The sequence below is a fragment of the Alcaligenes sp. RM2 genome (assembly GCF_052931795.1).
The window spans coordinates 155,614-179,638 of sequence record NZ_JBRFIO010000003.1 but is presented as its reverse complement, the minus strand read 5'-3'; the positions used below and the strand labels follow the sequence as shown (position 1 = coordinate 179,638).

At 56.9% G+C, this 24,025-nt stretch carries 21 protein-coding genes; 9 read left to right on the top strand and 12 right to left on the bottom strand.

The genetic code is table 11. The annotated features are described in order from the left end of the window. Positions 1 to 180: 180 nt before the first annotated feature. Both ACU6HM_RS12495 and ACU6HM_RS12490 read left to right on the top strand, forming a co-directional pair. Positions 181 to 1,548: a M23 family metallopeptidase gene (locus tag ACU6HM_RS12495; protein ID WP_026484381.1), complete on the top strand. Its 1,368-nt coding sequence runs from the start codon at positions 181 to 183 to the stop codon at positions 1,546 to 1,548. Between the two features lie 3 nt (positions 1,549 to 1,551). Beyond that, the gene (locus tag ACU6HM_RS12490) at positions 1,552 to 2,649 is read left to right on the top strand and encodes an anhydro-N-acetylmuramic acid kinase (RefSeq protein WP_446763867.1); all 1,098 of its coding nucleotides are present in this window, start codon (positions 1,552 to 1,554) and stop codon (positions 2,647 to 2,649) included. A gap of 195 nt (positions 2,650 to 2,844) precedes the next feature. Here the strand turns inward: ACU6HM_RS12490 and erpA are convergent, their stop codons facing one another. From erpA to pmbA, 7 genes are all read right to left on the bottom strand, one after another. Further along, a complete protein-coding gene (erpA, locus tag ACU6HM_RS12485; RefSeq protein WP_003801826.1) occupies positions 2,845 to 3,213 on the bottom strand; it encodes an iron-sulfur cluster insertion protein ErpA in 369 nt (122 codons plus the stop codon). Between the two features lie 80 nt (positions 3,214 to 3,293). Next, the gene (locus ACU6HM_RS12480) at positions 3,294 to 4,031 is read right to left on the bottom strand and encodes a DUF6776 family protein (protein ID WP_143241235.1); all 738 of its coding nucleotides are present in this window, start codon (positions 4,029 to 4,031) and stop codon (positions 3,294 to 3,296) included. A 35-nt stretch (positions 4,032 to 4,066) separates the two neighbouring features. Then, positions 4,067 to 5,131, bottom strand: coding sequence for an N-acetyl-gamma-glutamyl-phosphate reductase (gene argC / locus ACU6HM_RS12475; protein ID WP_429587203.1), 1,065 nt, complete (start codon positions 5,129 to 5,131; stop codon positions 4,067 to 4,069). Positions 5,132 to 5,290: 159 nt separating this feature from the next. Next, positions 5,291 to 5,683, bottom strand: a complete 393-nt coding sequence (gene rpsI, locus ACU6HM_RS12470; RefSeq protein ID WP_009460666.1) for a 30S ribosomal protein S9 — start codon at positions 5,681 to 5,683, stop codon at positions 5,291 to 5,293. A gap of 9 nt (positions 5,684 to 5,692) precedes the next feature. Continuing rightward, a complete protein-coding gene (rplM, locus tag ACU6HM_RS12465; protein WP_003801836.1) occupies positions 5,693 to 6,121 on the bottom strand; it encodes a 50S ribosomal protein L13 in 429 nt (142 codons plus the stop codon). A 330-nt stretch (positions 6,122 to 6,451) separates the two neighbouring features. After that, the gene (locus ACU6HM_RS12460) at positions 6,452 to 7,555 is read right to left on the bottom strand and encodes a TRAP transporter substrate-binding protein (RefSeq protein ID WP_009460663.1); all 1,104 of its coding nucleotides are present in this window, start codon (positions 7,553 to 7,555) and stop codon (positions 6,452 to 6,454) included. Between the two features lie 280 nt (positions 7,556 to 7,835). Further along, positions 7,836 to 9,203: a metalloprotease PmbA gene (gene pmbA, locus ACU6HM_RS12455; protein WP_060186674.1), complete on the bottom strand. Its 1,368-nt coding sequence runs from the start codon at positions 9,201 to 9,203 to the stop codon at positions 7,836 to 7,838. Positions 9,204 to 9,270: 67 nt separating this feature from the next. Between pmbA and yjgA the strand changes: the two genes are divergently transcribed. Both yjgA and ACU6HM_RS12445 read left to right on the top strand, forming a co-directional pair. Then, the gene (gene yjgA / locus ACU6HM_RS12450) at positions 9,271 to 9,825 is read left to right on the top strand and encodes a ribosome biogenesis factor YjgA (RefSeq protein ID WP_009460660.1); all 555 of its coding nucleotides are present in this window, start codon (positions 9,271 to 9,273) and stop codon (positions 9,823 to 9,825) included. Continuing rightward, entirely contained in the window at positions 9,822 to 10,490 is a 669-nt protein-coding gene (locus ACU6HM_RS12445; protein ID WP_022983590.1) for an alpha/beta hydrolase, read from the top strand. Before yjgA ends, ACU6HM_RS12445 begins: the two co-directional genes overlap by 4 nt. A 59-nt stretch (positions 10,491 to 10,549) precedes the next feature. On the opposite strand, the gene ACU6HM_RS12440 is transcribed toward ACU6HM_RS12445, so the two are convergent. Continuing rightward, positions 10,550 to 12,628 (bottom strand): CocE/NonD family hydrolase, encoded by a 2,079-nt coding sequence (locus ACU6HM_RS12440; RefSeq protein ID WP_446763866.1) that lies wholly within the window; start codon positions 12,626 to 12,628, stop codon positions 10,550 to 10,552. A gap of 187 nt (positions 12,629 to 12,815) precedes the next feature. After that, complete coding sequence (locus ACU6HM_RS12435; RefSeq protein ID WP_083054631.1) at positions 12,816 to 15,287, bottom strand: bifunctional acetate--CoA ligase family protein/GNAT family N-acetyltransferase; 2,472 nt, start codon at positions 15,285 to 15,287, stop codon at positions 12,816 to 12,818. Between the two features lie 392 nt (positions 15,288 to 15,679). Between ACU6HM_RS12435 and ACU6HM_RS12430 the strand changes: the two genes are divergently transcribed. The 5 genes from ACU6HM_RS12430 to gltX all read left to right on the top strand — a co-directional run bounded on the left by ACU6HM_RS12430 (position 15,680) and on the right by gltX (position 22,096). Next, positions 15,680 to 15,898 carry a hypothetical protein gene (locus ACU6HM_RS12430; protein ID WP_009460652.1) on the top strand — a complete coding sequence of 73 codons (219 nt, stop codon included), beginning with the start codon at positions 15,680 to 15,682 and terminating at the stop codon, positions 15,896 to 15,898. A gap of 134 nt (positions 15,899 to 16,032) precedes the next feature. Beyond that, positions 16,033 to 18,735 (top strand): magnesium-translocating P-type ATPase, encoded by a 2,703-nt coding sequence (gene mgtA / locus ACU6HM_RS12425; RefSeq protein WP_022983593.1) that lies wholly within the window; start codon positions 16,033 to 16,035, stop codon positions 18,733 to 18,735. 130 nt (positions 18,736 to 18,865) lie between these two features. Further along, on the top strand, positions 18,866 to 19,945 hold the full coding sequence (locus tag ACU6HM_RS12420) for a sensor histidine kinase (protein ID WP_022983594.1): 1,080 nt from the start codon (positions 18,866 to 18,868) through the stop codon (positions 19,943 to 19,945). Beyond that, positions 19,942 to 20,583 (top strand): response regulator transcription factor, encoded by a 642-nt coding sequence (locus tag ACU6HM_RS12415; protein ID WP_446763865.1) that lies wholly within the window; start codon positions 19,942 to 19,944, stop codon positions 20,581 to 20,583. Before ACU6HM_RS12420 ends, ACU6HM_RS12415 begins: the two co-directional genes overlap by 4 nt. Positions 20,584 to 20,686: 103 nt before the next feature. Further along, positions 20,687 to 22,096 carry a glutamate--tRNA ligase gene (gene gltX / locus ACU6HM_RS12410; RefSeq protein ID WP_446763864.1) on the top strand — a complete coding sequence of 470 codons (1,410 nt, stop codon included), beginning with the start codon at positions 20,687 to 20,689 and terminating at the stop codon, positions 22,094 to 22,096. 201 nt (positions 22,097 to 22,297) lie between these two features. Here gltX and ACU6HM_RS12405 read toward each other — a convergent pair whose 3' ends face one another. The 3 genes from ACU6HM_RS12405 to ACU6HM_RS12395 all read right to left on the bottom strand — a co-directional run bounded on the left by ACU6HM_RS12405 (position 22,298) and on the right by ACU6HM_RS12395 (position 23,990). After that, complete coding sequence (locus ACU6HM_RS12405) at positions 22,298 to 22,846, bottom strand: YaeQ family protein (RefSeq protein WP_446763863.1); 549 nt, start codon at positions 22,844 to 22,846, stop codon at positions 22,298 to 22,300. A gap of 76 nt (positions 22,847 to 22,922) precedes the next feature. Continuing rightward, entirely contained in the window at positions 22,923 to 23,432 is a 510-nt protein-coding gene (locus tag ACU6HM_RS12400) for a hypothetical protein (protein WP_009460637.1), read from the bottom strand. A 99-nt stretch (positions 23,433 to 23,531) separates the two neighbouring features. Then, a complete protein-coding gene (locus tag ACU6HM_RS12395; protein WP_009460635.1) occupies positions 23,532 to 23,990 on the bottom strand; it encodes an Lrp/AsnC family transcriptional regulator in 459 nt (152 codons plus the stop codon). Positions 23,991 to 24,025 lie beyond the last annotated feature (35 nt).

Below are 24,025 nucleotides of genomic sequence, written 5' to 3'. Positions count from 1 at the left end.
ATAGCCTGCTATTGCGAGACGTGCTTAAGAATTGAGCAAGGTTTCGTAAACCGAATTATTTTATCATTCCCGCGCAGGTCAGATCGCCAGGGCTGGAATGTTCTGTCCGCCCAGTACAACTGACCTCCGCCTGCCAGCCAGGTGGACGGTAAACCGTACGTCCAACAAGGTTCTGGTTTTATGTTCAGCAAAGGGAAACGCTCCTCCTCCCACCTCAACATCCACCAGCCTCGGTCCGCCCGAGCCCTTTTTATCCGTGCCGGTTTGATCACGCTTGCCCTTGGCTCTTTTGTAGCCGCCGGTGCACTTGCCGTGGTGATGCCCAGCAGTCCAGAACCCCAGATTTACCAAGCCCGCACCGCCTTGACCCTGCCCTCGGACCTGACCGTGCTGCAGGCCCAGGACCAGCAAGCCTACATTACTGAAACCCGCATCCGCCGTGGCGACACCTTGTCCGCCCTGCTCCAGCGCATGGAAGTCAGTGAAGAAGGCTTGTTGCAATTTCTGACGCACGACAAGAAAGCGCGGTCCATTTACAAGCTTTACCCTGGCCGTACCATCCAAGCTGCCTTGGATGCCAATGGCAATTTGCAATGGCTGCGCTACCGTCATACCCCCTACTCCGATCAGTCCGGCCAAGGTCTGGCCAGCTGGCTGGAAGTACGCCCGGACGGTAACAATGGCTTTATCGCCCAGGAACAAACCGACCTGACCCAGACCCGAGTGCGCGTGGCTCAAGCCACCATCAACAGCTCGCTGTTTGGCGCCAGCGATCAGGCCGGCATCCCCGACAACATCACGCTGCAAATGGCGGATGTGATGGGCAGCAAGATCGACTTTCTGAAAGATCTGCGCAAAGGCGACAGTTTCCGCGTGGTCTACGAGTCCTACGGTCATGAAGGCCAGGACGTGGGTTCGGGCCGCTTGCTGGCAGTGGAGTTCATCAATCAGGGCAAAACCCATGAGGCCGCCTGGTTCCAGCCTGAAAATGGCTCCGGCGGTTATTACGATTTCAGCGGCCAAAGCCTGAAAGGCGCTTTCCTGCGCACCGCATTGAAGTTCACCCGCATCAGCTCCACCTTTGGCGGTCGCCGCCATCCGGTGCATGGCGGATGGCGTGACCACAAGGGTGTGGACTATGCTGCCCCATCCGGCACCCCCATCCACGCTACCGCGGATGGCACGGTCGAGTTTATTGGCCGCCAGAACGGCTACGGCAACACGATCATCCTGAAGCATCACGGTCAGTTCACCACCTTGTACGCTCACCAGAGCCGCTTTGCCGCTGGACTGCGTAAAGGCGACCGCGTAGAACAGGGTCAGTTGATTGGCTATGTGGGCTCGACGGGCTGGGCAACAGGCCCACATCTGCATTACGAATTCCGTATCGCCCAGAAAGCCGTTGATCCCCTGTCGGTAGACCTGCCAGTAGCACGCGTTCTGGATGCCCCGCAGCGCAAGCAGTTCCAGCAAACCCTGGCTTCCTACCAAAACAGCTTTGCCTTGCTGCACACAGATGCTGAGCCCGTAAAGCTGGCCAGCCGCTAAACCATGAAAGCCCCCCTGTTTATCGGACTGATGTCTGGTACCAGCATGGACGGTGTGGATGCCGTGCTGGCATCCTTCGGCCCACAGGGGGCACAGATACACCAAACCCATAGCCTGCCCATGCCAGCCGCTCTGCGAGACGAGCTGCTGGCTTTGCAGCATCCAGGGCACAACGAACTGGCCCGCGCCAGCATCGCCGCCCAGCAGTTGACCGAGCTCTATGCTCAGGCTTGCACGCCCTGGACTCAAGGCCCCGAGAGAGACCTGATCCGTGCGATTGGCATACACGGCCAGACTATCCGCCATGCGCCTGACCAGGGCTATACCCTGCAATTGAATGCCCCTGCTCTTCTGGCCGAACGCTGTGGAGTGGACGTGATTGCGGATTTCCGCAGCCGGGATATAGCGGCGGGCGGCCAAGGTGCACCTTTGGTGCCCATCGTCCATGAAGCCCTGTTCCGTCACGAACATGGCCGCGTCATTCTAAACCTGGGTGGAATTGCGAATATCTCCCTGCTGCTGCCTGGACGCGATGTTTTTGGCTTCGATACTGGCCCGGCGAACATGCTGCTGGATGCCTGGGTGAACAAGCATCAAGGCCAGTCCTACGACAAGGGCGGACAATGGGCTGATAGCGAGGCATCTGATCCTGCCTTGCTTGGCAGCCTATTGAGCGAACCCTGGTTTGCTCTGCCTGCTCCTAAATCTACAGGTCGTGATCTGTTCAATTTGGGGTGGCTGCAGGAGCATCTGGATCGTGTTGATCCGAAAGGCGAGCTTCAGCCTGCTACGGTGCAATCCACTCTGATGGACTTGACCGTACATAGCGTTGCACAGGCCATCCAGCCTTACGCAGATCAGATTCAAGAGCTGATTGTGTGTGGCGGTGGCACTGCCAATCCGGCCATGCTGAAACGCCTGGGCGATCTGGTGACTATGCCTATCCGCTCCAGCGCCGAGCTGGGCATGGATCCGCAATCCATCGAAGCCCTTGCCTTTGCCTGGCTGGCTTACGCGCATATCGAACGTATTCCTGCGGGACTGCCCGCTGTGACAGGCGCACGGCGCGCTACGGTGCTAGGCGCTTGTTATCCGGCCTGAGCTACGAACAAGCCCCTCCCAAGTTGAACCAAGAAGCGTCCTCCAGCGGTTTACCCCTTAGACCTAACGGTGCACGGCCTTCAACAAAACCCCGTAAACAAAACACCCCAGACTCTGAACTCAGAGTCTGGGGTGTACTTTGTAGCAACCTGCCAAGGCCAGAAACGCTAAGCAATCAGCGCCAGCCTTGCCTTCTTACATCGTGAAGGAAGAACCGCAGCCGCAGGTAGTTGTGGCATTCGGGTTACGAATCACGAACTGAGCGCCGTCCAGGTCGTCCTTGTAATCAATTTCAGCGCCCACCAGGTATTGGAAGCTCATGGCGTCAACCAGCAGTTGCACGCCATCCTTATCAATAATGGTGTCGTCGTCGTTTACCAGTTCGTCAAAGGTGAAGCCGTACTGGAAGCCGGAACAGCCGCCACCTTGCACGAAGACGCGCAGCTTCAGTTCGGGGCTGCCTTCTTCAATCAGGAGCTCACGGACCTTCTCAACCGCTGAATCGGTAAAGATCAGTGGGGAAGGAGGGGCTTGCAGATCAACGGATTCGGTAAGAGTGCTCATGTGGTTCTCCTGCCGGCCCCCGCCGGCATGAATAATTATCATGTGATCGCCTTGCACATGACCACCCGCGGGTAAGGTGATTAGTCTGGCTGGGCGATTTTTTCCTGGCGAGAGGCGCGGATAACGCTTCCTTCCAGGACGTTCAGCGTCAAGGCGGTGGGTTCAAAGCCTGGCGGCAAAGCCAGCCAACCCATGGCGCGCTGAAACTGGTTGAAGTTTAAAACCAAGGGATCGATCTGTTCTACAGACGACTCTGCCAGTACCGAGTCCGGCCCGGAACTGGGTGATAGATCGATTTTAACGTTTTTTCCGTCTTGCCGCCCAGTCAGCTGAAACTGGAGGCGCCCGGAAAAAGCCTTTCCTTCTGGGGCGTTACGTTGCAGCAGTACCTTGTACTCCAGCAAATCACCCCTTTTCGCAACGTCCAGGGCTCGGACAGTAACAGAACCACTGGGACCGGGTGGGAGCAACTGTTCATAAAAGGCCAACTGTTCGCGCGTCTGCGCCAGTTCGGCCTGGGTAGACGACAAGGACTTTTCCAAACCCTTGCGCGTGCTCTCTTCCAGAACCAGTTGCCCGCGCAGCCCTTCAAATTCACTTTGAATTTGCTGCAGGGATTGCTGGCTACGCGCCAGATTTTGCATGGCCAGCTGTATTTGTTCGGACTGATCGGCCGGTTGAGTCAGGCTGCGGTAAAGCCACAGGCCTCCACCGCCCAACAACACTCCCAGCAATACGGCCAGCCCAATCGTAGTCGCCCCGCCCCGCGAACGGGACGGAGCGACAGTAGAAGAATTGGTTTGCGGTGATTCAGCCATAAACATTTGACCTGTTCACCAAGACCAAGTTCCCTTTAAGGCAAAATTGCAACGTGATTCAAGCCGGTTTGTTCTGGCAGACCGAACAAGATATTCATGTTCTGCACAGCCTGACCCGAAGCACCCTTAACCAGATTGTCCTGCACCACCAGAATGATCAGCTGATCGCCATTGCCAGGACGCTGCACGGAAATACGCAGCTGGTTGGAAGCGCGTACCGAGCGGGTTTCTGGCAAGGTACCGGCAGGCAGCACATCTACAAAGGTTTCCTGGGCGTAGCGCTGCTCGTACAAGGCCTGGAAGTCTGTATCCATGGCTTCGGGCTTGATACGTGCGTAGATCGTGGAGAACATGCCTCGAATCATGGGCACCAAATGGGGCACAAAGGTCAGACCGACCGGGCCACCAGCCAATCGCTGCAGCTGTTCCACAATTTCCGGATGGTGACGGTGACCCGACACGCCATATGCCTTGAAGTTGTCGCTGGCTTCAGCAAACAGATTGGGAACCGAAGCCCCTTTACCAGCACCGGACACACCGGATTTGCAGTCTGCAATCAGATGCTGGGCATCAACCAGCGCCTTGCCGCCTTCCAGCAAGGGAGCCAGGCCCAGCAAGACGGTGGTGGGGTAGCAACCCGGGTTACCAATAACCTTGGCTTGAGCAATCTTGTCGCGCAGCAGCTCTGGCAGGCCATAAGCCGACTGGCTCAGGATGTCCGGGCAACTGTGCTCCATCTTGTACCACTTCTGGAATACGTCCGTATCTTGCAGGCGGAAGTCTGCGGCCAGGTCAATAACGCGCACACCCGCTTCCAGCAGACGTTCGACCTGGCTCATGGCCACGCCATGTGGCGTGGCAAAAAAGACCACGTCACACTGTTCCAGATTGGCATTTTCCGGCGTGGAGAACTTCAGGTCCACATGACCACGCAGGTTCGGATACATATCCGATACCGGCACACCATCCTCTTTACGCGAGGTAATGGCAACCAGTTCTACCTGGGGGTGCTGACTTAACAGACGCAGCAACTCGACCCCGGTGTAACCTGTACCGCCAACAATCCCTACCTTGATCCGGGTATCGCTATGTGTAGCCATGAACTTTCCTGAAAGAGAGACGAGCAAAAATTCTATCTTAACGTAGTCCTGCCTGTTCTCAAGTACCAGACCGGGCAAAGCAGGACAAATGTAGCCAGCAAACAAAAACCCCGGACACGTCCGGGGTTTTTGAGCACCATAAACAGGTCGCGAAGCGAATTAACGCTTGCTGAACTGTTTGCGGCGACGTGCTTTGTGCAGACCGACTTTCTTACGCTCAACAGCACGAGCGTCACGAGTCACCAAGCCAGCTTGTTTCAGTTCTGTCTTCAGTGTTGCGTCGTAGTCGATCAGAGCGCGGGTGATGCCGTGACGGGCAGCACCGGCCTGGCCGCTTTCGCCGCCGCCATGCACGTTGATCTTGATGTCAAACGATTCAACATGGTTGGTCAGCACCAGGGGCTGACGCACAATCATGCGACCCGTTTCACGAGCAAAGTATTCGTCAACAGGCTTGCCGTTGACTACGATTTGACCCGTACCCTTCTTGATGAAGACACGAGCAACGGAGGTCTTGCGACGGCCCGTACCGTAATTCCAGTTACCAATCATGACCTATCCTTAGATGTCCAGAGTTTTAGGCTGTTGAGCACTGTGAGGATGCTCGGCACCAGCGTAAACCTTCAGTTTCTTGGCCATGGCGTAGCCCAGAGGGCCTTTTGGCAACATACCCTTGACGGCCTTTTCGATGGCACGGCCTGGGAAGCGCTCTTGCATGGTTTGGAAGTTGGTTTCGTAAATACCGCCTGGGTAGTTCGAGTGACGATAGTACTTCTTATCCTGCGCCTTGTTACCGGTCACGGCAATGTCAGCAGCGTTGATGATAATGATGTAATCGCCGGTATCAACGTGAGGGGTATATTCGGGTTTGTGCTTACCACGCAAACGGCGTGCGACTTCGCTGGCCACACGACCAAGGACTTTGCCTTTAGCGTCAATCACAAACCAGTCACGTTTGACTTCAAGCGGCTTGGCCACGAAGGTCTTCATGATGGTTCCTAAATATTAAAATTCTGGGTCAAAGCAACATGCTCGGCCCATACAATCTACCCGCTGTTTCAAGCCGGGCAGCTCTATTTGACCCTGCCAAGGCGTTATATTCCGCCCGTGCATTTCTGCCAAATAGCTCGCCATAATAACATAAATAGTGGATAACACTAGGGTTTTGCACAAAAACACAGGTTTTTTGCCACAACCAGGCGCTCTCTCATAAAGGGAAGGCGCATTAAAAACCCCTGCTTTCCAAAGGAAAAACAGGGGTTAACAAGACTGGTTAGTCGAACCGGAGCAGACTGCCCTGCCCGGTCCCAACTACGGGGATCAGCCTTTTTTCTGGTTTGCCAGAGCAATGCCCAGGTAGTTGTCGTAAGAGCCTTCGGCCACACGGAACCAAGGCACAATCGCGTCACGAAAGCCCATGTAGTCGTCGTGAATCTTCTTGAACATGGGATCCTTGTCGCAGAACTCCTTGTACAGAATATTGGCGGTCTTGAAGGACTCGTCCATCACGTCTCGCGGGAAGGCTTTCAGTACCGCACCGCTGGCGATCAGGCGACGCAGGGCGCCTGGGCTTTGGGCGTCGTACTGACAGATCATGCGCTCGCCCGCAGCACGCGAAGCAATTTCAATCAGGGACTGGTATTGCTTGGGCAGTGCATTGAAAGCAGCGTCGTTCACGTACAGCGAAACCTGGGCCGACCCCTCCCACCAACCGGGATAGTAGTAATACTTGGCCACTTTCTGGAAGCCCAGTTTCTCGTCATCCACAGGACCGACGAATTCCACGGCGTCCAGTGTGCCTTTTTCCAGCGATGGGTAAATATCGCCTGGTGGCACTTGCTGAGGCACCACGCCCATGCGGGCCAGCACTTCGCCAGCAAAACCGGCCGTACGCATCTTCAGACCTTTCAGGTCTTCCAGAGAGTTGATTTCCTTGCGGTACCAACCACCCATCTGGGTGCCGGTGTTACCGAAAGCGAAGTTGATGATGTTGCGAGTGGCAAACAGTTCACGCAGCAGCTTGGTACCGTTGCCTTCCTGCATCCAGGCGTTCATTTGACGGGCATTCAGGCCAAAAGGCACGGCCGTGTCAAAGCTGAACGAGGGGTCTTTACCGTAGTAGTAATAAGAAGCTGTCTGACCGCACTCCACCGTGCCATTGCTGACTGCATCCATCACACCAAAACCGGGGACAATTTCACCGGCTGGGTACAGACGGATGTTGAAGTTGCCGTCCGAGGCCTCTTCCACCATCTTGCAAAACGACTGGGCTGTCGAAAACAGAGCCGGGGTAGCGGGACCGTAAGTCGATGTCAGCTTCCAATTAACCTTGGGATTGCTTTGGGCAATAGCAGGAGCAGCAATAGCGGCGGTACTGGCTACGGCGCCAAGACCTGCCTTTTTCAGAAACGAGCGACGCTGCATGAATAACCTCCTTGTGGGTATTCGATAACTGGGAAATATTTTTATGCTATGGATAGTACACTGGCGCGCCCCGAATGGGGGGCTGGGAAAGCCCGGATTATCCCGCAAATCCGGCCCTATATTGTCGGGTCTTTGACCTGAAACACCTGAACGGCGCTCCATAGAGAACGGCCTGAGTCGGAAGCGACTCCGAACTCAGGCCGTAAACATCTGTTTATTGAGCGCCCTCTTGCCCGTGGCAAGGTATAAGGGGCCAAGCCAGTTTTCCAGGTAGCAGAAATCAGGAACCGGCCACCGACATCTGCTCGATCAGGATGGAACCCGTACGCTTGGAGCCAGCCGCAAAGGTATCAGCACCCACGGCCACAATCTGCACAAACATCTCGGCCAGATTGCCTGCAATCGTCACTTCTTCCACGGCATGCTGAATGCGACCATTTTCCACCCAGTAGCCAAAGGCACCACGCGAGTAGTCGCCGGTCAGGTAATTGATACCCTGGCCGATCAGCTCAGTTACCAGCAGACCACGGTCCATTTTCTTCAACATGGCATCCAGGTCGTCCTCGGGACGAGTCAGGCGCGAGCTCAGCAGCAAATTGTGCGAACCACCGGCATTCCCCGTAGAAGGCATGCCCAGTTTGCGGCCTGCGTAGGAAGACAGAAAATAGCCTTTCAGCTCGCCGCCACGCACTACATCACGGTCGCAGGTACGCACCCCTTCCGAGTCAAACGGTGCACTGCCCATGGCGGCAGCCAGATGCGGACGCTCCAGCACGTCAATGTGCTTGGCCATGACAGACTTGCCCAAAGAATCCAGCAGGAAGCTGGTTTTGCGATACAGGGCCGAGCCACTGGTGGCCTGCACCAGAGAGCCGATCAAGCCCACAGCCAGCGGGGCTTCAAACAACACCGGATAGCGGCCGGTCGGAATACGGCGGGCCGACAGGCGCGACAAAGTGCGCTCGGCCGCATAACGCCCAACCGACTCGGGGCTGGCCAGGCGGGAAGGGTCACGCGAGCTGCTGTACCAGTAGTCGCGGTGCATATTGTCGCCCTTGCCGGCAATGGGGCTGACGCTGAGCGAGTGACGGCTATAGGGGTAGCCCCCAAGAAAGCCGCGGCTGTTACCCATCACAAAATGCCCTTCCAGCGTATCGACCGACGCGCCTTCGGAATTACTGATCAGAGGACTCAACTCCAGCGCAGCCTGCTCGGCACGAATCGCCAGTTTGGCGGCCTGATCCGCGTCCAGCAGCCAGGGATGGTGCAGGTGCAGATCGGGATAGCTTTGCGCCAGCATGTCTTTTTCAGGCAGCCCAGCAAAAGGATCTTCAGCGGTGTAGCGGGCAATATGCCAGGCGGCTTCCACCGTTTCACGCAGCGCCTTGATCGAAAAGTCCGACGTGGAGGCCGAGCCACTGCGCTGGCCTGCAAACACGGTCACACCCAAGGAGCGGTCTTGCGTCTGCTCTACCGTTTCCAGTTCCATCTGGCGCACAGAGACGGCCAGACCTTTGTTTTCTGAAATATCGACGGCAGCATCACTGGCGCCCAGTTTTTTGGCATGCCGCAGCGCTTCATCCACCAATTCACAAAACTGGAACTGATTGGCACTGATCGACAATTGGGAAATAGTTGGATGACTCATTGCTACTCTTTGAGGGTTAGGCGGTTATCATAGCCAATTGGCGACAATCTTTGCTATTTCACTTCTTATGGCCCGTCCACGCACTGAAATCGATGAAAACGGTTACGACCGCCCCAGCAAATCGCAGGTAAAACGCGAAATGCACGCTCTGCTCGACCTGGGCAAACGCCTGATTGAGCTCTCGGACGACCGACTCAAACAACTTGATCTGGGCGAGCCCTTGATGGCTGCCATCAAGGATGCCAAGCGCATCAGCCCGACGGCCCGCGAAGGACGCCGCCGTCAAATCCACTACGTGGGCAAGCTGATGCGCAATGTGGAGCCCGAACCGATCCTGAAACAACTGGACGTCTGGGAAAACGGCTCCAAGGAAGACACCCGTGCCATGCACAGGCTGGAAGCGCTACGCGACCTGTTGTTGCGTGATGACGACGCTCTGACCGAATTCATGAATGAATTTTCCGGCGCCGATATCCAGCAATTGCGCACCCTGATTCGTGCCGCACGCAAAGAAGCCGAGAAAAATTCCACACTGGTACAAGGCCAGGACCCACAGCGCAAGCACTACCGCGCCCTGTACCAGTACATCAAGACCTTGGTAGATCTTTCGGAGTCCGCATGAACCCTCTGCTTGAGTCGATTGAGATTGAAACCGGTGCCAACCCTCAGCACGCCGTTATCTGGCTTCATGGCTTAGGCGCTGACGGCCACGATTTCGCCCCTATAGTGCCAGAGCTGGGCCTGCAAAACGCCCCCGCTATTCGTTTCATTTTCCCGCACGCCCCCATCCAGCCCGTCACCATCAATGGCGGCATGGCCATGCGTTCCTGGTACGACATTTATGTGGCGGACCTGGTGCGCCACGAGGACGAAAGCGGCCTGCGCCAATCGCAGATCGAAGTGCAGAACCTGATTGCCCGCGAAAACGCTCGCGGCATTCCCACGGAAAATATTGTTCTGGCCGGTTTCTCGCAAGGCTGTGCCATGACGCTGCAAACCGGCTTGCGCTTGCCAGAGCGTCTGGCTGGCATGCTCTGCCTGTCCGGTTACCTGCCTTTGGCGACAGCGGTGGAAAAAGAACGTCATCAGGCCAATCAGAACACGCCTATATTCATGGCGCATGGCAGCATGGACCCGGTCGTGCCTCTGACACGTGCCGAAGCCAGCCGTCAGCAACTGGAAGCCATGGGCTATCAGGTGCAATGGAATGTCTACCCCATGCCCCACGCTGTTTGCCCGGAAGAAATCAGCGCGATTGGCCACTTCCTGAAACAGGTACTGCGCTAATCAGAGCACAAGACAAAAAAACGCCGCTGCAATCACAGCGGCGTTTCTTATTCAGCTTTTCATTGATAGATCCGAGCAATACGCTCTTGCCAGGTCTTTTCCCGAACCTGCACCCCATCCTCTTTCAGCACCCGCGTGAAAGTCAGGTAGAAATACGACTCGTCGGACTCGATCCGAGCCTGGGCTGACATATCAATCTCCCGCCCCTTGATCGTAAAGACATTGCGCCGATCACCCTGATAGCGCGCCTTGGCAGGCGTAGCATCATTGACCTCCCAGCGATACATCTCCTCGGAGCGGTACAAATTGTCATGCAGCACCCAGCTAAGCTCATTGCTGGTGGTGAACGTCGAATCGCCCGTAGCTTCATTACGAACACTGCTGAACATGGGGCCATCCCCGTCAATAGTGCGGCCGAAAGGAGCCGCTTCACTCGCCTGGGGTGGCGACATGACGCAAGCCTGCGTACCCTGCTCCCGCACAGGCACCACGGGCAGGTCTACCCAGGTATCCGCACCCGGAAACAGACTGGTGACACCCGGCGTCGGGCTGGGCCAGACCATAGGGAACTGCGCATTGCTCACCGCCAGGCGGATACGATGGCCCGGCTTGAAACGCCACGTAGTGAAGTGAATGGATGTTTCCAAATTGGTGGCCTTACCCGGCACCAAGGGCTGTGGTTCCAGACGCGAGATACGCTGGGAAGGGTTGATGATTGCCCCGCTGACCAAAGAAACCTGCCCATTCGGGGCCACATCCTCCAGTCGCACTGTCCATTGATAGAAAGGCGCATCAGCCGCGACCTTCAGACGTACCTTAGGCATACCCATGATTTCCATGGCATCGCTCAAGGGCGCGGAGTCATACACCAGGCTATGTGCATCATCGGCAGCCATATCGCCCGTTTGCTCACCCCACCAGCCACCACCCGCCAAACCCGCTCCAGCCTTGTAACGCAAGGTCTGAGCCAAACCGGAGGCAGGAGAAATAGCAGCCAGCTGGTGTCCGGCCTGAGGATGCAGACGTTGAGTCCGCGCGCCTTCCACCGGCCATTGCGGATCACAGCGCCAATAACCGGGCACGCTGGTCCGATCGGTAGCGGGAGCATGGCCGGTACGCATGAAGGCCATCCGACGCGGTTCATCCAGAATTCCGGTATCTATGTCTTTAAGCCAGTAGTCCCACCAGCGCACCGCCTTCTCGCGCCACTCATAATTCGGGCCAGGCACGCCATATTCTGGCCAGGCGTGGTTCCAGGGCCCCATTTCCACAATTACAGGCGCTTTCGAGGTTCGACTGACATCCAGCGCAAAATCACGATAGCCATCCAGCAAGCCACCAATCAAATAGGCCGGGACTTCCAAAGGCTGCTTTTTGAAGGCCAGGGACTCGGCACGCCAGAAATCGCCGTCCTGTTGTTGACGCAGCCAGGTAAAAATCCAGGGCTCGCGGTCAAAACGGTTCTTGAAATACTCCTGGTCAATCCGATAATCCGGGCTTTGCGGCATGGCGTTATCGGTATCAATCTGGTGCGCATAGGAGTCAATATGCAAGGCACCATCAATATAGTGAACGTCGTTGTAAAACAGATCGGTAGAACCGTGCGCCGCGATAATGGCCTTGAGTGCTGGCGGTTTTCTGTGAGCCGTCATCAAGGAGTTGAAGGCGCTCCAGGACAGGCCGTACATACCCACCTTGCCATTGGACCAGCTCTTGCGAGACAACTGATCGATCAGCTCCTCGGCATCGGCAATCTCGGCAGCGGAATACTCGCTAACAGGGACAGGGCCAGAGCTGCCACCTGTGCCACGCACATCAACCCGCGCCAGCACATAGCCCCGCTTGGCAAAATAAGAGCCGTACTCGTAGTCACCCAGCGCGAAGAAGTCGTCCTTGCGATAAGGCAGCATCTCCAGAATGACCGGGAAGGCTTCACCCGGTGTTTTAGCCGATGGCCGATAATACGTCACCGCCAAGCGCACACCATCGCGCATTTCCAGGCTGTCGTTCTCCATGGAGAACTCGTAATGGTTTTTTTCAGGTGGCATCGCTGTCTGCCCGGAGCAAGCCAGCAGGCCGCCTATCAAGAACAAGCCCAGCACCCAGCGCTGCAAAGCAGCCAGATTCAATCGCATCATTGTGTCCCCGGTATGTGGCGCCGTCGGTGGTGGGCACCATCCATTGATGCGGCGGCAGCCAGCAATCCAGCGCTGTACTGCCTGCCATCACGAGTGCATCATAGTCCCGCCACCGTTGAGTGAATTGGGACATCAGGGGAACAATTAAACGGGTATTTACCTGACAAGCAGACAGGCCTGCCTGTGCCTAATCCGAGCGACGGGTCTCACCCAGATCCAGCCAGACACGACGCATGCTGGGATCTTCCGGGTCCGCATCGTTCTGAAAGCCCAGACGCTTCATCAGAGCTTGCATAGGCGCATTGGAGGCCAGCACATAGCCGTCGATGTAGGTCAGCCCCTGCTCGGCGGCAGCCTGTATCAGCGCCTCCATCAGGATGACTCCCAGACCACGCCGCTGCCAGGCATCCCCGATAACCAGGGCGTACTCCGCCCCCCGACCATCACCATTACGAAGATAGTGGGCAAAGCCAATAATCTCGTCACGGGGATGGTTACGGTTATCTGGATTGGGCGAACGCACGGTAGCGATCAGCGCCAGCTCCCGGTCGTAGTCGATGCGGGTGTAGCGCGACAACATGCGTGGAGTCAGTTCTCGCAGCATGGACACAAAGCGCATGTAGCGACTTTCATCCGACAGGCCACGCATAAAGGTCTGCAAGGCCTCGGCGTCCTCGGGACGTATAGGGCGCAAGGTCCAGCGCTGCCCATCCTTGAACTGACGCCGCTCAATCATGTGACGCGGATAGGGATGAATCGCCATGTGGCGATAGCCAGCCGTTTCAGGCAGTACCAGCATGGACTGCCTGCTCAGGGAAATGGAAATGCTCTTGATGTACAGGCTATTCTCGCCCGCCATGATGGGGTCCAGCACCACACGGCGCACGCCGGGCAACTCGCTCATCAAATCCGAAAGACGCTCCAGCACCTGCAACAGTTGCGTCAACACCAAAGGCGTCAATTGCGAGGACAGGCTCTTGCGCCACAAGGGACTACGCTCCACCAACTGGCGCGCCAGATAGCGGTTCAGCGGTGGCAGTTCTACCGCCGGATAGGATGAGGAAAGCCAATCCGCGTGATCGGCCCCACCAAAGACGGCGTAAGGGCCCAACTTGTCGTCGGTCTCAAAACGCAGACCCATGGGCGGGACATCAGGATCAGGCTCACCCTGATCGTGCGTCACACGCAAGTCGACAACAGGCACGTGGAAGTAGCGCAGCAGATCGCGGCACTCCTGCTCGCTAGCCTCGCGGCGCTCGCTTTGAATCTGGCGTACCAGTTCTCGGGCAGGCTCTACCTCAGGCAAGGTGCCCAGCGGCAAAGGCGGCAAGGTCTGCTGCGACAAATGCTGGTTGTAGTGATAGCGGGCCAGCAGATCGAAGGCGTTGGCAGCCGTATCCGGGGTACGGAAAGCCGGCGTCCCCACACCATCGAGCAAATGACGCAGGGGACGCATATCCGCATCCCCAATCAAGCACGTAATAATGGGTTTGCGAGCACTGGCCGACAGCATGGCCAGCTCACGCGATACCGCCGGCATATCGGCCAAGGGGTCTGGTGTCAGCAAGACCAGCACCCCGTCAATTTCCTTGTCATCCAGCAAGGTGGAAATAACCGAGTCGATACGCATGGGCGTCAGTGGCACATAAGTGACCACCGGGTTCTGAACCTGGTCGCCAGGAGCCAGCAGATTATCCAGCGCCCGCTGGGTAGAGGGCGACAGCTCCGGGCAGGTCACCGCGGCATCCGAACCCAGTACATCCAAAGCCATCTGCGCGGCCCCATTCCCATTGGAGAACAAGGCAATACGCCGCCCTTTGGGACGGCGGGTGTAAACCAGCACTTTCAGGGCCGAGAACAGCTGCACAAAATAACGAATGCGCACCGCCCCCACACGCCGCATCAAGGCATTGAAGACCGCCTCGTGGGCCTCGCCCTGCTGACGCTGACCGCCTACTTTCAGGACCACCACAGGTTTGACGGCCGCTACGGCGTGCAAGGCACTGGTGAAACGACGAGAAGCAGGTGTGTGCTCCAGATACAGCGCAATACTGTCCGTGCGCGGGTCCATGGCCAGATATTCAAGCACCTCGGGCACGTCGATAACGGCCTCGTCCCCGACCGACACAATGGCAGAGAAACCCAGGCTGACATCCTCAGCCCAGTCCATCAAGGCCGAGGTAATGGAGCGTGACTGAGACACCAAGGCCACACGGCCCGCCAGAGCCATTTGCGGCTCGTGACTTAAATTGATGCCCAGATGCGGCCGTTGTATCCCGAAGGCACGCGGCCCCAGCACCAGACAATTATTGATACGGGCCCAGGAGCGCGCATACACCATGTCTTCCATAGGATCGCGGGAGGCCAGATTGGAGGGCAGCAACAGAACCACACGTGGCTTATGCACCCGGATGGCATCCAGGGCCTGTGGCAAACGCACCGGCTCGATACACACCAGCGCCAGATCCAGGCGCTGTGTATCGGTCAGTCCTTCCAGACGATCGGGCACCAGCACTTGCGTGGCTGTAATCCGTGCCTGCGTGATCCGCCCAGCCAATCGGGCTGGCATCTCGTTGATCAGGGGCAAAGGCAAGGTGGACACGACCAACACCGAACGGGGCTCAAACAATGCTGTCAGACGATGCCTTAGGGCTGCCATGATTGTTCCGCCATAAGAAAACCACACACCAAAATAATGAATTCTCCCATCTTAAGCACAGCCGCCTACAAATAAAAGAGACTTGGCTGGCTATCTCTGTCTTGCATCATGCAGCCGGTTTTTATCCCGTGGCGGGCCATTCATATACTTTCGTATAGCAACCATACGCCAATGCCTGGGCAAAACGGGCGCAAAGCCAGTCGCAAAGCGGCTTGCAGGTCGTAAAATAACACCCGTTCGGAAAGCAGGACCTTTCGTTCTCTCTGACAGGAAAAAACACACTATGTCCAGCGACGACAGTCGAAGAAAGATGCTGCACAGGCCCCTCAGACGCTACTGACCCACCGGGTTGTCTGCTGATGTGGCTTGCGCAGCACGATCAGGAGTCAACCATGCACCGCATTATTCATACTGGACCGATCCGGGCCCTGACCTCGTCGGGTTCGCATCTTGCCACACCTTGCCCTCGCGAGCGTGCTGTTCCTGGCCGCCGCCCCGCTATTGCCTGGCGTATCAACACGGCCAGTCGCAAACCAGAAATTCACTGGATTGCAGACAGTGACAAACCACCCTCAGCGCGAGTGTGGCGCTGCACCTTGCCCAGCCACTAAACGCTGGCCTGACGCTTACTAAATCCGCTTGTTCTTATCTTTAGTTTGCCGACCCTCACACCGGTCGGCAGGACCTGCTGTGTCCATCTCTTGGGATGGACAGCACCGTCACGCCTGTACACCAGGAGCATTACATGAGCATTCAACAACATCGTCCGCCACTGCGCTCAGTGGACTACGACGCCAAGCTGCGCACGGCCACCGAAACCGGGCTTAGCCTGGAGACAACCCTGGCCTCTGTACAAGCCAATCTGAATGGCCTGACCGACGCCGAAGCCTTGAGCCGCCTGACCGAATACGGACCTAACGAGGTCGCCCGGGACAAGCCCGCCCACGCCCTGATTCAATTGGCGCTGGCCTTTAAAAATCCCTTTATTGCGGTCCTGATGGTGCTGGCCGCCGTTAGTGCTGTCACCGACATTATTTTGCCCATGCGCTCGGGCGAAGAAGTGGACTACACCGGCGTGCTGATTATTGTGGTCATGGTCACCTTGAGCGGCCTGCTGCGTTTCTGGCAGGAGTACCGTTCCGGCAAAGCTGCCCAGGCTCTGAAAGCCATGGTTCGTACCACCGCCAGCGTACAACGACGCTCTACCGTGTCCAGCGCCACGGTCATGCGCGAAATCCCCATGAGCCAGATCGTGCCCGGCGATATTGTGCGCCTGTCGGCTGGGGACATGATCCCGGCAGACCTGCGCTTGATAGAGTCCCGCGACTTGTTCGTCAGCCAGGCCGCCCTGACAGGTGAAGCCCTGCCTGTCGAAAAGTACGATGTCTTTAGCGCAGTCAGCAGCAAAAGTGCTACGGCGTCCAGCTCCCAGGCCGGTGTGCTGGACCAGAACAATATGTGCTTTATGGGCACCAACGTAGTCAGCGGTACGGCCACGGCAGTGGTTGTGGCCACCGGTGCCAAGACCTATTTCGGCTCGTTGGCCAAAGCCATTGTCGGTTCGCGCGCCGAAACTTCTTTTGACCGGGGCGTAAACAGCGTCAGCTGGCTGCTGATTCGCTTCATGCTGGTCATGGTGCCCATCGTGCTGCTGATCAACGGTTTCTCCAAAGGCGACTGGACCGAAGCCTTCCTGTTCGCACTGGCCGTTGCCGTGGGCCTAACCCCTGAAATGCTGCCCATGATTGTGTCCTCCAACCTGGCCAAGGGCGCGGTGGCCATGGCCAAGAACAAGGTGGTGGTCAAGCGTCTGAACGCGATCCAGAACTTTGGTGCCATGGACGTGCTGTGTACCGACAAGACCGGCACCCTGACACAAGATCGCATCATTCTGGAACACCATCTGGGTCTGGATGATCGCAACAGCCCCCGCATTCTGGAACTGGCGCTGCTCAACAGCCTGCACCAAAGCGGCGTGAAGAACCTGATGGATCAGGCGGTACTGCGCTTCGCAGAAAAAACACCCTCTGCCCTGCAAGCCATTGGCTCCTACCGCAAGATAGACGAACTGCCTTTTGATTTTGTGCGTCGTCGCCTATCGGTTGTCGTGCAAAATCCGCAAGGCGAACAGCTCATGGTCTGCAAGGGTGCGGTGGAAGAAATGCTCAGCATTGCCACCCACGTACAAGACGGTGACCAGCGCTTGCCACTGGATACCGAGCAACGTGCCCGTTTGCTGAAAATGGCTTACCGCTACAACTCGGACGGCTTCCGTGTCCTGCTGATTGCCACTCGCCGTATTCCTGTCGAACAGGCCAAGAGCCGTTATGAAGCCCAGGATGAACGCGAGATGACGGTACAAGGCTTGCTGACCTTCCTGGACCCACCAAAGGAAAGTGCTGCCCAAGCGATTGCCGCCCTGACCGAGCACGGTGTAGCCGTAAAAGTACTGACCGGCGATAACGAAATCATTACCGCGAAAATCTGCCGTGAAGTGGGCCTGGAGCCCGGCAAGCCTTTGCTCGGACCTGAAATCGAGCTGATGCAAGACCCCGATCTGCGTTGCGCTGTCGAGCGCCACTCGGTTTTTGCCAAGCTCACGCCCCTGCAAAAATCACGTGTACTCAAAGCGCTGCAAGCCAATGGTCACACCGTCGGTTTTCTGGGGGATGGCATCAACGACGCCCCCGCCCTGCGCGATGCCGACGTGGGGATTTCGGTGGATAGCGGCACGGATATTGCCAAGGAATCGGCAGACATCATCCTGCTGGAAAAGAACCTGCTGGTTCTGGAAGAAGGCGTGATCAAAGGCCGCGAAACCTTTGGCAACATCATCAAGTACCTGAACATGACAGCCAGCTCCAACTTTGGCAATGTTTTCTCGGTGCTGGTGGCCAGTGCGTTCATCCCCTTCCTGCCCATGTTGGCGATCCACTTGCTGATTCAGAACCTGCTCTACGATATCTCCCAGCTGGCTTTGCCCTGGGACCGCATGGACAAGGACTTTCTACGCAAACCGCGTAAATGGGATGCCAAGAATATTGGCCGCTTCATGATCTGGATAGGCCCGACCTCATCCATCTTCGACATCACCACCTTTGTCCTGATGTGGTACGTGTTTGGCGCCAATACGCCCGAACTGCAATCGCTGTTCCAGTCCGGCTGGTTTATTGAAGGCTTGCTCTCGCAGACACTGGTTGTTCACATGCTGCGTACGCAAAAGATCCCCTTCATCCAAAGCACCGCAGCCCTGCCTGTGATGCTGATGACCTTCCTGATTGCCGCTATTGGTATTTATCTGCCCTTCTCGGGCGTCGGTGCACTGGTTGGCCTGCAGCCTTTGCCTTGGGAATACTTCCCGTGGCTGGTCGGCACCTTGCTGGCTTACTGCCTGGTCGCACAGGGTATGAAAATGCTGTACATCCGCCGCTTTGGCCAGTGGTTCTAAGTCGGACAGGTCTGGGCCCCCGGAAATCCTTTCGGGGGCTCAGGCCTTAACGCACATTCTGAAAGAACCTCGGGTATATGATGGCCACACGACAGACACCATCCTGCAGCCTGGCCCATACACGAAAAATATGACACCGCCCCTTCGCTTCCTATCGAGCAAAACCTACCGAGCCTTGGCCCTGACCGGCATCTGTATTTTGATGGCGCTAGTCTTCATTGCCGATACCGTCACCAACTACGCTATCGCCGCTGCGGTCTTTCACACCCCGCTGCTGCTGATAGCGATTCGTTTTCTGTCGGCACGGCAAGTTGTTGCCCTGACTACCATCAGCATGGTGCTGACCGTGGTCAGTTTTCTGCTGACCCGCTCGGGCGACTACGACGTGGGCCTGGTCAATACCGGCATCAGTATTATTGCCATCGCGATCACCTCGTATCTGGGGCTGAAGCTCAAATCCGTGCAGGCGGCGGCTCATGAGACGCGCGAGCATTTGCTGCGACTGTCCCGTTTGACTACCCTGGGCCAGCTCAGCACCTCGATTGCCCATGAAGTCAGCCAGCCTTTGGCCGCCATCAACAGCAGCGCGGGCGCCTGTCAGCGCTGGCTGGAAGCCTCGCCCCCTAATGTCAAGAAGGCACAGGCTGCCGCGCAGCGTATTGTGTACGACGCCCAGCGCGCCAAGGATGTGCTGGATCGGGTACGCAGCATTACCCGTAACGAAGCCCCCACCAGCAGCGCTTTTGATTTGAATCTGGCTCTGACCGAGCTGCTTAGCCTGTCCGGTGGCGAGATGCGACGTCAGCATATCGACCTGCGTCTGGCCCTGCAGTCCGATCTGCCCCAGGTCTTTGCCGACCGGGTTCAAATTCAGCAGGTAATGGCCAATTTGCTGCTCAATGCCATCGAAGCCCTGTCCCCTCCCTCGGACTACCATGCGGCTCATATCACCATAGAAACCAGCGTCTTGCCCGGCGACAAGCCGCAAGCCAACAAGGTGCTGTTTTCCATCAAGGACAATGGTCCCGGCTTGTCGGGCACGCAACTGTCTCAGTTGTTTGATACCTTCTGGACCACCAAGGCAAGCGGCCTGGGCCTGGGTCTGACCATCAGCCGCACCATTATTGATGCCAATAACGGCCATATCTGGGCCACTGACCAAGCCGATGGTGGTGCTGCCTTTCATTTCACCTTACCTTTGGCGCCATGACAGAAAATCTGGATTCCTCTCTGAACACGCCCACCGTCTACATCATTGATGATGACCCGTCCGTTCGCGCTGCCCTGGACGATTTGCTGGCCAGCGTAGGCTTGAACGCGCTGAGCTTTGCCTCTACACGAGACTTTCTGGCGCATCCTTTATCTGATGCTCCTGCCTGTCTGGTGCTGGATGTGCGCATGCCCGAGCAAAGCGGCACGGATTTTCATTTGCAGATGGAATCGCGCGGGCTGCATATGCCGGTCATCTTTATTACTGGCCACGGCGATATTCATATGGCGGTCAAGGCCATCAAGCATGGTGCCTGGGATTTTCTGACCAAGCCTTTTGTAGATCAGGCCCTGATTGATGCCGTGCAGTCGGCTCTGGCTGCTGATGCGCAGCGCAAGGAAGAAGCCAGAACCCGGCTGACTTTGCAGCAACGCTGGGACAACCTGAACGCCGGCGAGCGCGATGTCTTTGAGCGGGTGGTGCAAGGCCTGCTGAACAAGCAGATCGCGGCCGAGCTGGATGTGAAGGAAGTGACGGTCAAAGTTCGCCGCGCCCGCGTGATGCAAAAAATGCAAGCCGGGTCGCTGGCGGAACTGGTGCGCCAGTTCGATCAACTCAATACAGAAAGCGGCCATTAGGACAGTTCTACGCGGCGGTTCTTTCCTAGTTGGCGTGCTGGGTTAAAATACGCAGATTCGGTCCCGTATGCGGGCTTCCCAAGGTCAAGGCCACACACAAGTTATGAGCACGTCTACTTCCAACGTCATCCGCACCCGTTTTGCCCCCTCGCCCACTGGTTATCTGCACCTGGGCGGCGCACGCACTGCACTGTTCTCCTGGGCCTTTGCCCGTCATCATCAAGGCACTTTTGTGCTGCGTATTGAGGATACGGATCTGGAGCGTTCCACCCCCGAGGCGGTTCAAGGCATTCTGGATGGTATGCAATGGTTGGGCCTGGATGCCGACGAAGGTCCGTTCTACCAGATGCAGCGCATGGATCGTTACCGCGAGGTCATCGCCCAGCTGCTGAAAGACGGCCATGCCTATTACTGCTACAGCAGCCCCGAGGAAGTGGAAGCCATGCGCGAAAAAGCGCGTGTTCAAGGTTTGAAGCCTCGTTATGACGGTACCTGGCGTCCTGAGGCTGGCAAGCAATTGCCTGCCATCCCGGCTGATCGCAAGCCTGTAGTTCGTTTCAAGAGCCCCCAGTCCGGCGCAACCAGCTGGGACGATATGGTGAAGGGCCGCATCAGCTTTGATAACAGCGAGCTGGACGATCTGGTCATTGCCCGCCCGGATGGCACGCCTACATACAACTTCTGCGTGGTGGTGGACGATTGGGACATGGCGATCACTCATGTGATTCGCGGTGACGATCACGTGAACAACACGCCACGTCAAATTGTGATTTTGCAGGCTTTGGGCGCGACTTTGCCTGAGTACGGTCACGTGCCCATGATTCTGGGCCCTGATGGCGAGAAGCTGTCCAAGCGTCATGGTGCGGTCAGCATCATGGATTACGACAAGGACGGTTATCTGCCTGAGGCCATGATCAATTACCTGGCTCGTTTGGGCTGGAGTCACGGAGATGACGAGCTGTTCACCCGCGAGCAGTTGGTGGAGTGGTTTGATACGCGCAGTCTGAGCAAGTCGGCTTCGCAGTGGGACCCCAAGAAGTTGAACTGGGTGAACGCCCATTACATCAAGGCCAGTGACAATGCGGATCTGGCCGAGCGTGTGGCTCCCCGTATTGAGGCCTTGGGTGGCAAGACGGATGGTCAGGACTTGCCCGGCATCATGGGTTTGTTGAAAGACCGTGCCGAGACTTTGAATCAGCTGGCTGAAGGTGCTTTGCTGTTCTGCCGTCCTTTCGAGCCCGCCAGCGATGAGCTGATGGCCGAGGTATTGACGCCGGAAGCGCGTGTTTTGCTGCGTGATTTTGCCAGCAAGGCGATTAGCTTGCCGCAGTGGAATACGGAGAGTCTGGCTGCTTTGATCAAGCAGGTTCTGGCGGATCATGAGGTCAAGATGCCCAAGCTGGCTATTCCTTTGCGTGTGGCTGTGACGGGGCAGAAGCAGACGCCTGCGGTGGATGCTGTGCTGGCTTTGGTTGGGCGCGACAAAGTGTTGGGGCGTTTGGCTGGGCTGTAAGCGTTATAGCTAAGGCTTACATAAAGGGCATCTCATTCGAGATGCCCTTCTTTTTGCTTGGTACCCTGACATCGGCTCGATGGCTCGTCTATCGACGTTAAACCTGCATACCACCTAAGGCCGACTCCAACGCCACTTGCCCGATGCTCTTTGGCTCGCTCCGGCGAGCCAGGTTACTTCGTTGCAAGCAGTTGACTCATATCAAACAGCCGCATTCAGGTGGCTGACTTCGATAGTGGCTTCGCCCTTATCGCTACTGGCCCAGACCGTGCCGTCCTGGACATTCAGATTAATGGTCATGCCACGCTCGGCCAGGGCGGCTAATGCGTCAGTCCCGGCAGCATCCAGCGCATAGACCTGTATATTGCGGGCGCGACTGATCTTGTCCTTGATGCCACTCCACCAGACAGATACGTTACGGCCATAGGCCAGCACCGTCACTTTGTCCGCACGGCCACTGGCTTTGATCAGACGTCTATCGTCCGGCAGGCCCACTTCCAGCCAATGCAGCAAATTGCCGCCCAGATCATGTTCCCACAAGGCGGGCTCGTCCGAGTCGCTTAGCCCGCGCGAAAAGCTCAAGGCTTCATCCGCTTGCGCATACAAACCGTAAGCCAACAAACGCACCATCAGACGCTCTTCGGTCTCGGAGGGGTGACGAGCCAGCGTCAGGGTATGACTGCCGTAGTAAGCCCGATCGTTATCGGCCACATTAAGTTCAGCTTTATAAATCGTCGCGCGCAGAGCCATGGAGCGTCCAGCAAAAGAAACAGACAAAAAACTGGCCGCCCCCAGGACGGCCAGGAATCATTCAAACAAGCAGAGATCAGAATGGCAGGCGGTAGCCAGGCGACATTCTGGTCAAGCGATAGGTGGTACCACTTTGGTCACGCAGCACCAGATTGCGGGCTGTCAGGCTGACGATGTTGTAGTGGTTTTCATAAATCGGGTCGCCCGGTTCGGTTGTGACCCCATTGGATTCTTGCGTGCTGATTTGCAAGTCGTTGCCCTTGCGCACCCAGCAACCACTTTCGTTCAAGCCTTGCGAAGGCTTGTTGGGCCGCTTGACCTGTTCGGTGTATGCCATGGAGCCGTCAGTTTGCAAGGTGAACAAGGTACGCAACTCGCCAACCACGCCTTTCTGGCGGTGCTTGCTTAGCCAATTACCAGCCAGTTGGTCCCCCGCCGCAGCAGGCTGACATGCGGGATGGACAGGCTTGGTAGCCGCTTGTGCAGCAGGCTCGGGAGCCGGCGCTTTGACCGCGCAGGCGCTTAAAAACACGGTAGCCAGCACAGCAACCCAGGAAGTGCGTCGCAAGATATTCGCCTTCGTCATAAAACCCCGTCCTTCATGCGTACATACCGACCCACCACAGGCCAGCGAATCCTGATTATTCTACCCGAAGGCGCTTGTATTACCCCATAACAAGATGCTTCAAAGTGGCAAAGGCAAGCGGGTCACGTTCTTGATTTCACGCATGGCCACAATCGTGCGGGTTTGACGCACGCCCGGCATATTGAACAGAAAGCGATGCAGGAAATCGTCGTAGGACTCCGCGCTTGGCACCATGATCTTGAGCAGAAAATCCGCATCGCCAGTCACGGCGTGGCATTCCAGAATCTCGGGCGCATCGCGCACGGCACGAATGAAGTTATCGACTATTTCACCCGAGTGACGGTCCAGACTGATCTGGGTAAACATGCAACTTTGCAGTCCCACCTGACGGCGATCCACGCGCGCATAATAGCCTTGGATAACCTTGTTTTTTTCCAGGTTTTTGATGCGCCGCCAGACGGGCGCGGTGGACAAACCCACCTGCTCGGAGACCTGCTGAGCCGAGGCTCGGCCATCCAGTTGCAAGGCGTCCAAGATTTTTAAGTCAGTTTTATCCATATTTGAATATTTACGAAATGAACATTTCAAAGAAT

Coding starts and splice junctions, on each gene's coding strand:
- ACU6HM_RS12400 (WP_009460637.1), bottom strand. CDS start 23,432: ATGACGAAGGCGAATATCTTGCGACGCACTTCCTGGGTTGCTGTGCTG.
- rplM (WP_003801836.1), bottom strand. CDS start 6,121: ATGAAGACCTTCGTGGCCAAGCCGCTTGAAGTCAAACGTGACTGGTTT.
- ACU6HM_RS12415 (WP_446763865.1), top strand. CDS start 19,942: ATGACAGAAAATCTGGATTCCTCTCTGAACACGCCCACCGTCTACATC.
- mgtA (WP_022983593.1), top strand. CDS start 16,033: ATGAGCATTCAACAACATCGTCCGCCACTGCGCTCAGTGGACTACGAC.
- ACU6HM_RS12490 (WP_446763867.1), top strand. CDS start 1,552: ATGAAAGCCCCCCTGTTTATCGGACTGATGTCTGGTACCAGCATGGAC.
- ACU6HM_RS12420 (WP_022983594.1), top strand. CDS start 18,866: ATGACACCGCCCCTTCGCTTCCTATCGAGCAAAACCTACCGAGCCTTG.
- ACU6HM_RS12460 (WP_009460663.1), bottom strand. CDS start 7,555: ATGCAGCGTCGCTCGTTTCTGAAAAAGGCAGGTCTTGGCGCCGTAGCC.
- ACU6HM_RS12495 (WP_026484381.1), top strand. CDS start 181: ATGTTCAGCAAAGGGAAACGCTCCTCCTCCCACCTCAACATCCACCAG.
- gltX (WP_446763864.1), top strand. CDS start 20,687: ATGAGCACGTCTACTTCCAACGTCATCCGCACCCGTTTTGCCCCCTCG.
- ACU6HM_RS12435 (WP_083054631.1), bottom strand. CDS start 15,287: ATGGCAGCCCTAAGGCATCGTCTGACAGCATTGTTTGAGCCCCGTTCG.
- ACU6HM_RS12480 (WP_143241235.1), bottom strand. CDS start 4,031: ATGGCTGAATCACCGCAAACCAATTCTTCTACTGTCGCTCCGTCCCGT.
- argC (WP_429587203.1), bottom strand. CDS start 5,131: ATGGCTACACATAGCGATACCCGGATCAAGGTAGGGATTGTTGGCGGT.
- yjgA (WP_009460660.1), top strand. CDS start 9,271: ATGGCCCGTCCACGCACTGAAATCGATGAAAACGGTTACGACCGCCCC.
- erpA (WP_003801826.1), bottom strand. CDS start 3,213: ATGAGCACTCTTACCGAATCCGTTGATCTGCAAGCCCCTCCTTCCCCA.
- ACU6HM_RS12440 (WP_446763866.1), bottom strand. CDS start 12,628: ATGATGCGATTGAATCTGGCTGCTTTGCAGCGCTGGGTGCTGGGCTTG.
- ACU6HM_RS12395 (WP_009460635.1), bottom strand. CDS start 23,990: ATGGATAAAACTGACTTAAAAATCTTGGACGCCTTGCAACTGGATGGC.
- ACU6HM_RS12445 (WP_022983590.1), top strand. CDS start 9,822: ATGAACCCTCTGCTTGAGTCGATTGAGATTGAAACCGGTGCCAACCCT.
- pmbA (WP_060186674.1), bottom strand. CDS start 9,203: ATGAGTCATCCAACTATTTCCCAATTGTCGATCAGTGCCAATCAGTTC.
- ACU6HM_RS12430 (WP_009460652.1), top strand. CDS start 15,680: ATGCACCGCATTATTCATACTGGACCGATCCGGGCCCTGACCTCGTCG.
- ACU6HM_RS12405 (WP_446763863.1), bottom strand. CDS start 22,846: ATGGCTCTGCGCGCGACGATTTATAAAGCTGAACTTAATGTGGCCGAT.
- rpsI (WP_009460666.1), bottom strand. CDS start 5,683: ATGATTGGTAACTGGAATTACGGTACGGGCCGTCGCAAGACCTCCGTT.